Genomic DNA, 6,452 nt, shown 5'->3' with positions numbered 1-6,452 from the left:
CCGCTCGGTCTGCTCGGCCTCGCGATCGCTTACAGGAGCGCTCTCGCCTATCGCCTTCCGGTTGTGGGTGCGCTTTGGCACACTTCACGGCGGCGCGCAAGACGGCGGCCATGTCTTCAGCTTGCTCTTCGGCGGAGGCTGCCGGCTCGTGGCGGCTCCATGCTCTTCGGCAACAAGAACGTCTACGGCGGGACCCCGTCTTTACGGCCTTCTCGTTCAACTGGGCCGTCACCGCGTGGGCCCTGGAACGTCGCCAACGGGCAGACGCCCGATCCACGGCGATTTGGCGCTCGCCACCGAGGTGGTGCGCCCTGTGATCTTCCTCTTTCTCACCTACGGCTTCGGCTTCTTCGCCAAGTTGCTCTTCTTGTTCCTCCTCGGAGTCGTCGACCTGCTCTTCGTCTTCCGCACCAGTTCGCAGCGCGACGCGCTCACGCGCGTGCCATGGACATGCCCATCGCGCTCGCGACGCTGGCCCTGCTCGGCATCAGCCTTTGGATCGCTCTCGCCTCGCTGCTCAATCCGCTCGCCGGCAAGGTGCTCTTCCCATCGGCGCCGCTCTTCGCGGCGCTTGAAGAAGGAGCTCGTTCGACTGGTCCGTGCGGCGCGCGATCTTCGACATCCTCTACGCCCACTGGCAAAGAGCGCCTTTCGCGAGATGCATTCCTCGAGGCGCTCTCGAGCGCAACGAAAGGCCAAGGTGGGCGGCAAAGATCTGACGCCTGAACCTCTATTCCCGTCGGAGTTCGGCTACGTGAAGCTCACGGCGCCCGACGGCGATCCGCACGGCGTCCTTGGCGCGCGACTCACGGCGCAGGGCATCGACATCCACGAGCAGTGGGTTTTTGCACAAGTACGCGCCGGCGGGCCGCTCGCGCATTGAGGCTGGAGCGCCGCGCCTGTCTGCACCAGATCCCCGAGCGCCCCCACGCGCGTGCTGCTCAGTGCCCGATCCAAAACGCGGTGTCGGCGAAGACGTAGAACGTCCCGGCGTCGCCGAGGCAGAGCTCGGGGAGCAGGTCTTCCCGGTAACTGGCGGAGGAAGTCGGTCTCAGAAAGCGTCTTTGGCGAAGTGAATGACCTGGCGCCGAGGTGATCGTTGTTCATGAAATCGGCGCGCAGCGCGGCGACGCGCCTCCTTCGTCTTCGCGTGCGCGACGGCGAACTCGCGGAGCATGGCGCGGAGCTTCTTCCGGTCGTCTTGCGTGTCGCGGGCGCGTCCAACGAGTTGAAGTCGAAGGCGCCCACCGTTTCCGAGCTTTGCTGCGTCGAAGGCCGTTACAGGGACGTCGATGGCGATCAGGTCGAAGGGTGTCCGGGAGGGTCGTCTACGTCGGGGCCTTCCAATCGCCCTTCTTGAGATCGCTCTCGGAGAGACGCCACGACGGCCGTCTCTTTGGGCCAGGACGGGAGACGCGTCGTTGTCTCGTGGTCGGCCATGAACACCGCGAAGGCGCGCGCCTCGGCGAACCGGGGAAGCGCCGCAGCTCGGGTGTTCGTTCGGGATCGATCGTCGAAGAGATGGTGCATGAAGGCGCCCTCGAAGGTGGGCCGTGTTGTCTCGTCGACGCCAATCGGCGGACCGCCGGCGAGGAGCAACGGGCCGGGGTTTGGGCCGCGGTCCGTCCTTCGGAACAGATCAGCCACACGCGCTCGGTCTTCGCCGCCGGGTCGTCTTCGCACCGCGAGCCTCTGCGAGGACGGCGATGGCGCGTGCTCTCGGGGCTTTTCGAGCGGGACGGACGGTGCGCGGGGATTCCCGTGGCTCATTTTTCTTCTCCTCGCGATGGGTCCTCGCGACGGCGGGGCGCGGAACGTACCCGCGGCGTGCTCACAAGGAGGCTTTTCGCGCAACATGCCGTGCGCGTGCGCCGCCCTTCCGACCGGGAAGGAACGGCGCCGCTGTCGCGTAAGAGACCACCATGGCATCAAGGCTTTCTCGCGGCACCGAGTTCGGCGCGACGCTCCTCGCGTTCTCGGTCGGGCGTGCAGCAGCGCGCCTGTGAGGACGGAGCGTCAGGCGAACACGGCCGCGCCTGCGGCCGCCGTTGACGCTGAAGAGCCCGCCGCGAGCGATGCCGGCGCGCGGCCGGACCGCAAGCCTCGAGCGATGACGCGGCGGTCGCGTCGCCCGACGCCGGTTGGCCCGACTGCGCGTCGCAACCGGCCAACGTGCCGACGCGGACCATTGCCGGGATTTGGGAGGCCAACGCGAAGACGCCGGAGGCCGCGTGGCTCGACGGTGTCTTCGTCACTGGCGTCTCGCGCGGTGGCTGCTGCGTCGCGGGCCAAGCGTGTCACTTCTACGTGCAGGCCGAGTAAAGCTTCGCGTCGTTTGCCGACGGCGCCCCCAGGGCCATCGAGGTCTTTGTGTCGGCGAAGGCGGCGCAACACTTCGCCGGCGTCTCCGTGGGCGACAGCGTCAACGTCATGGGCTGGGGACTACGCCGCACCGCGGGCGGACAGAACGAGCTCCTCGTGCAGGGTGTCGAGCGCCCTGCCGGGCTGTTTCCAGAGGGTCGGCACGGGCGTGGTGACGCCGATTCCGTCGCATTTGGGGATCCGCCCGCTCGACAACTGCCAGACGTACGCGGTCAGTTGCTCGTCAGGCCCTGAAGCTCTCCGGCAAGGCCTCGGCGGCGCCCGATGAGACCTTTGGCCTCTACCCCACGAGCTTCAGCGGCACGTTCCCCGATGGCGGAACAGACATCGTGAGCCTCTCGCCGTTCTTTCTGCCCGGCGGCGCCTTCTCGGCAGATGTCGTCAGCGCGTCGAAGGTGAACGCCTTCGAGAGCATCACCGGCGTCTTTGGAGTGTTCTCTCCGTCGCCCGCGAAGACCTACTTGGAGCTGTGCCCGCGCGCGGCGTCCGACCTCGTGAAGTGACGACGCCGCGTCAAGCATCGTGCGCGGCAATCCGAGGAAGAACCAGTGCGCGCTAGCGGGCGGCATCCCGTGCGGCGATGACGACCGGGTCAGCGCGGTCGTGGCTTTGCCGAAGCGCCCGAGGGACTGGGTGATGCCTCCGCTTCTTGCAAAGTGCGTCCGGCTCCTTTTGCCTCGAACGACCTCGGGCGGCGACACGGTGAAACTCCGTGTGCGCGTCGTTGACGGCCTTCGCGTGCTCCTTCGAGGCTTGCGCTTGACGTGTCAATCCATTTTCCGAATTCGCAAGCGTCGTTGCGGCTCCACCACCGTTGCGTTGAGCTCGACCTCTCCGGCCATGAACTGCCTGGAAACCGCGCCTTCCAGTTGGCGTGAGCAGCAATGGCTTTCGTGCGGGCTTCGTGACAGGACATGTTCACCTCCGAAAGGAAACGGCGCGGCCCCTGAGAACTTGGGCCGCCTACCCGACGGGGCCCTGGTCACGCAGCCAGGTTGCACGTCGACGGCGCCGCCCGCGATCGAGCGGACACGCTCGCAGCCTGCCGCGCACAGCTCGATGGTCGTCGGGGCGTTGATGTCGTCATGTAGCGCCACCCGTTGGGATCGGCGCAGGTCGCGTCGTAGCTCAAGATTTCCGGCGGTGTGCCTCCCACGGAACTGGACGACGCCAAGGCCACGTTAACCTCCTTCGGCGAGAGCGCCTTGCCGTCGGGGCCTTCCGGCAGCGGCATGCGGCACGAGACGGCTTTGCCGCGAATGGCGCCGAGCGCCTTCACGAACTCGTCGCTCGTCTGCTGGGTTCGCGAGGTCGACCATGATGGCTTGGCCCGTGCCACTGGCCTTCGCCATGTCGGCGAGAAACGTGAGGTCTCTGCACCGACTCTCAACGACGTAGGTCTTCACGTTGGCGGCCTCGGCCTTCAAGCGACCGACGACCTCGCCGAAGCTGCCGCAGTCGCTTGGGCTTCCGTCGGTGACCAGAACGACGGCCGACTCCTCCGATGGGAACTGCGCTTTCAGCTCCTTCGCGTAGTCGATGGCGCCGGTGACGGCTGGCAAGGTCGCGGCGTTCCGCCGAGCGGCTGATGCGCGTTGAACGAGGTGATGAAGGGTCGGGTTTGGCAGCGCCGTCAGCGGCACCTCGGGCGTCTTGTAGGCCTTGGCTTCGCACCAGTCTTTCGAGCGGAAAGTATTGAGCGAGGCGCGGACGCTGCTCGAGGCGGCGTCGGCGAAGAATCGCTTCATGCCGTTGGTGATCGGATTCCAGCGCGGCTTTGGTGAAGCCAAAGATGGCGCCGTGGGCCTCGTCGCCTGCTGCCCGATTGGTCGAACATGCAGACCAGGTTCACCGGCTGAGCTTGGCTTGGTGCGCGCGTGACGCGGTCGCGAAGCCTCCCGCGTCGGCGAACGTGGAGGCTCCACCGTCGGCCTGCGCCGAGGCGGTGCGTGGCGGTTCGTCTCGTCCGCTTGAGCAGGCGGAAGGCGGTCGCGACGAGCGCGGGGAGGAGCGCGGACGAGAGCGGCTTTTCGACCCGACAGTAGACCGCGACGGCGTCCCCGCCAGTCGAGCCAGCCGCAGTATCGATGACCAGTGTCTATGCCGCGACGCGCATCAATGGTCCGCCGATCTCGCGGCGAAGTCGGGCCGGTCGACGAAGGGGTTCCGGTTCTTTTGGTAGGTCTCGATGGCGTCGTTGCGCGCCTGCTCGACGGCGTCAGGCGCATCGCTGTCGTGCCACGAGCGAAGCGCGGTCTCTTCGAAGGCCTCGATGGACTGGTCGTACCGAACGGCGAAGTAGAAGAGTGCGCGAGCCAAATCGCCGCGTCGGACGGGTCGGACCTCGAAGACCTCTTCCACGCCCGCCCAAGAGCGGTCCCTTGCGCGAGCCGCCGTTGTCGTACGCGCAGGCGCTGGTGCAGCTTGTGGCTGCGAAGGGAGGTTGCCGCGCGCGTTGTTGGCGAGCTCGTCGACGGGGGAGAGGTGGTGCAGATCGCTTCGAGCCGGCTCGCTGCCAGCGCCGAGGCTCTGCGGCCCGTGTGCTCGGTGTTGAAGCCGTTGGGCGTGCGCGTGCCGTCGGGCGCGGCCTTCTTGCCCGTGTAGACGCACTCGAGCATGCCGCCGGTGAGATCGAAGTTGCCGGTTACGCCGAGCATGACGTCGCGCGCGCCGTCGTACCCGAGTGACGTATGCCCGCTGATGAGCGTCTTGAGCGCCGTCCGAAAGGCGGGCCCCGAGAGCCCCTCGATGGCCGCGTAACCACCGCCGTCGAAGCTCGACGGTGCGTCAAACGACGAACCGTCCTTGGACGCGCTGCCGTCGCGGAGGCCACCGTCGCCAGTGCTCGCGTCAGTCGACGTCTCGCTCGGAGCTTCCTCGGCCGCGTCGACGCGTGAGGGGACGGGAGCCGGCGTGATGTCGGCGGTGCCGCACGCCACCGCCAACGCGAGCCACGCCAACGCCCCAAGGCCAATTACTGCGCGCACTCGCTCAGGCTAGCACCGTGCCCCAAACCGGCGACCGGGCATTTGGTGTTCGGTGCGTCGCTCCGCATTCCGCGCGCCCGTTGCCGCTGTGCCCTCGATGCGATCCGGGTAGGCGGTCCTTCGCGCACTCGCGCGAGTTGCCCGCAATCATCGCTGCGCAACGGTCCAGCCGGGACCGACGCCCAGCTCGTAGTCGGCGCGAAGTCTCTCTCCGTCCCGCAGCACGATGCGTTCGCAGCGGCCGAAGGATGTGCAGAGATCGTAGGTGCCCGGCTCGGCCGCGACCTCGTAGAAACCGTCGTTGCCGGAGCTGCGAATCGCGTATGGGGAGGAGCCGCCCGCCGGAGCCCTTGGCTGGAGCTCGGGCGCCAGTGGCGTGGCTGCGCAGGGCGCGCTGCAGACGTCGTCGAGGCGTGACGACGCCGTAGACGCCGTGCGCAATCGTGATTCGTGCGGCCGGATTCGTCTCAGCCTCTTTTGACTGCGGGTTGACGCCGCACCCGATGGCGAGCAGTGGGGCGAAGATCGAGGCGACGAGAAAACGTGAGGTATGCATGGTCGTCGGCTTCGCAGGACTCATGCCGGACTGGGCACACGGTATCCGCGTGTCCGTGAGAGGTGACGCAACAGATGGGTCTGATCGCGTCGTCCGACTGTGCCATGCGGCGCAACGATGGCTGCCGAGGAAAGAAGGTTGGGGGCGGTCGCGTGCCAGAGCGCTGGCTCCTCCTTGCGTCACTGGGTGCGTGGGGCGGCCACACGTCCGCGCAGAGGCGCCGACGTGCGTTGGCCCGCGTGATGAACCTTCAAATCGGCGCGCCAAGCACAAAAACCTGACGCCTTGGGAGGCTCGCCGGGCACTAGGTTGGCTAGGCCACGAACCCCCCCAGGAGGTTTCCCATGAAGACCCTCGCACCCTTTGCCCTCGCAACGTTGTCGCTCATGATCGCCGCTTGTTCTTCTGCGGACTCGGACTCAGGTCCATCGGAACCGTCGCAAGATCCGCAAATTGAGGTCGAAGGGAACGTTGCACCGCAGAGAAACCCCATCGGTCCGGGCTTCATCGAGTAGTTCGACGCCGAG

7 protein-coding genes are annotated in these 6,452 nt (G+C 67.0%); 4 read left to right on the top strand and 3 right to left on the bottom strand.

Translation table 11 applies throughout. The annotated features are described in order from the left end of the window. Positions 1–313: 313 nt before the first annotated feature. The 3 genes from IPG50_30690 to IPG50_30680 all read left to right on the top strand — a co-directional run bounded on the left by IPG50_30690 (position 314) and on the right by IPG50_30680 (position 2,885). Complete coding sequence (locus IPG50_30690; protein ID MBK6696525.1) at positions 314–883, top strand: hypothetical protein; 570 nt, start codon at positions 314–316, stop codon at positions 881–883. 1,289 nt (positions 884–2,172) lie between these two features. Beyond that, on the top strand, positions 2,173–2,322 hold the full coding sequence (locus IPG50_30685; protein MBK6696524.1) for a hypothetical protein: 150 nt from the start codon (positions 2,173–2,175) through the stop codon (positions 2,320–2,322). A 389-nt stretch (positions 2,323–2,711) separates the two neighbouring features. Then, positions 2,712–2,885, top strand: coding sequence for a hypothetical protein (locus IPG50_30680; protein MBK6696523.1), 174 nt, complete (start codon positions 2,712–2,714; stop codon positions 2,883–2,885). 678 nt (positions 2,886–3,563) lie between these two features. Here IPG50_30680 and IPG50_30675 read toward each other — a convergent pair. The 3 genes from IPG50_30675 to IPG50_30665 all read right to left on the bottom strand — a co-directional run bounded on the left by IPG50_30675 (position 3,564) and on the right by IPG50_30665 (position 5,687). Continuing rightward, positions 3,564–4,130 carry a hypothetical protein gene (locus IPG50_30675; GenBank protein ID MBK6696522.1) on the bottom strand — a complete coding sequence of 189 codons (567 nt, stop codon included), beginning with the start codon at positions 4,128–4,130 and terminating at the stop codon, positions 3,564–3,566. A 367-nt stretch (positions 4,131–4,497) separates the two neighbouring features. Next, a complete protein-coding gene (locus IPG50_30670; GenBank protein ID MBK6696521.1) occupies positions 4,498–4,992 on the bottom strand; it encodes an endonuclease in 495 nt (164 codons plus the stop codon). Positions 4,993–5,516: 524 nt separating this feature from the next. After that, the gene (locus IPG50_30665) at positions 5,517–5,687 is read right to left on the bottom strand and encodes a carboxypeptidase regulatory-like domain-containing protein (protein MBK6696520.1); all 171 of its coding nucleotides are present in this window, start codon (positions 5,685–5,687) and stop codon (positions 5,517–5,519) included. Positions 5,688–6,269: 582 nt separating this feature from the next. Between IPG50_30665 and IPG50_30660 the strand changes: the two genes are divergently transcribed. Next, positions 6,270–6,440, top strand: coding sequence for a hypothetical protein (locus tag IPG50_30660; GenBank protein ID MBK6696519.1), 171 nt, complete (start codon positions 6,270–6,272; stop codon positions 6,438–6,440). Positions 6,441–6,452 lie beyond the last annotated feature (12 nt).

This window comes from Myxococcales bacterium, assembly GCA_016703425.1.
In the GTDB taxonomy this organism is placed as follows: Bacteria; Myxococcota_A; Polyangia; order Polyangiales; family Polyangiaceae; genus JADJCA01.
Note: the sequence above shows the minus strand (reverse complement) of the source record. Positions and strands in the feature narration are given on the sequence as shown.

Coding starts and splice junctions, on each gene's coding strand:
- IPG50_30660 (MBK6696519.1), top strand. CDS start 6,270: ATGAAGACCCTCGCACCCTTTGCCCTCGCAACGTTGTCGCTCATGATC.
- IPG50_30675 (MBK6696522.1), bottom strand. CDS start 4,130: ATGAAGCGATTCTTCGCCGACGCCGCCTCGAGCAGCGTCCGCGCCTCG.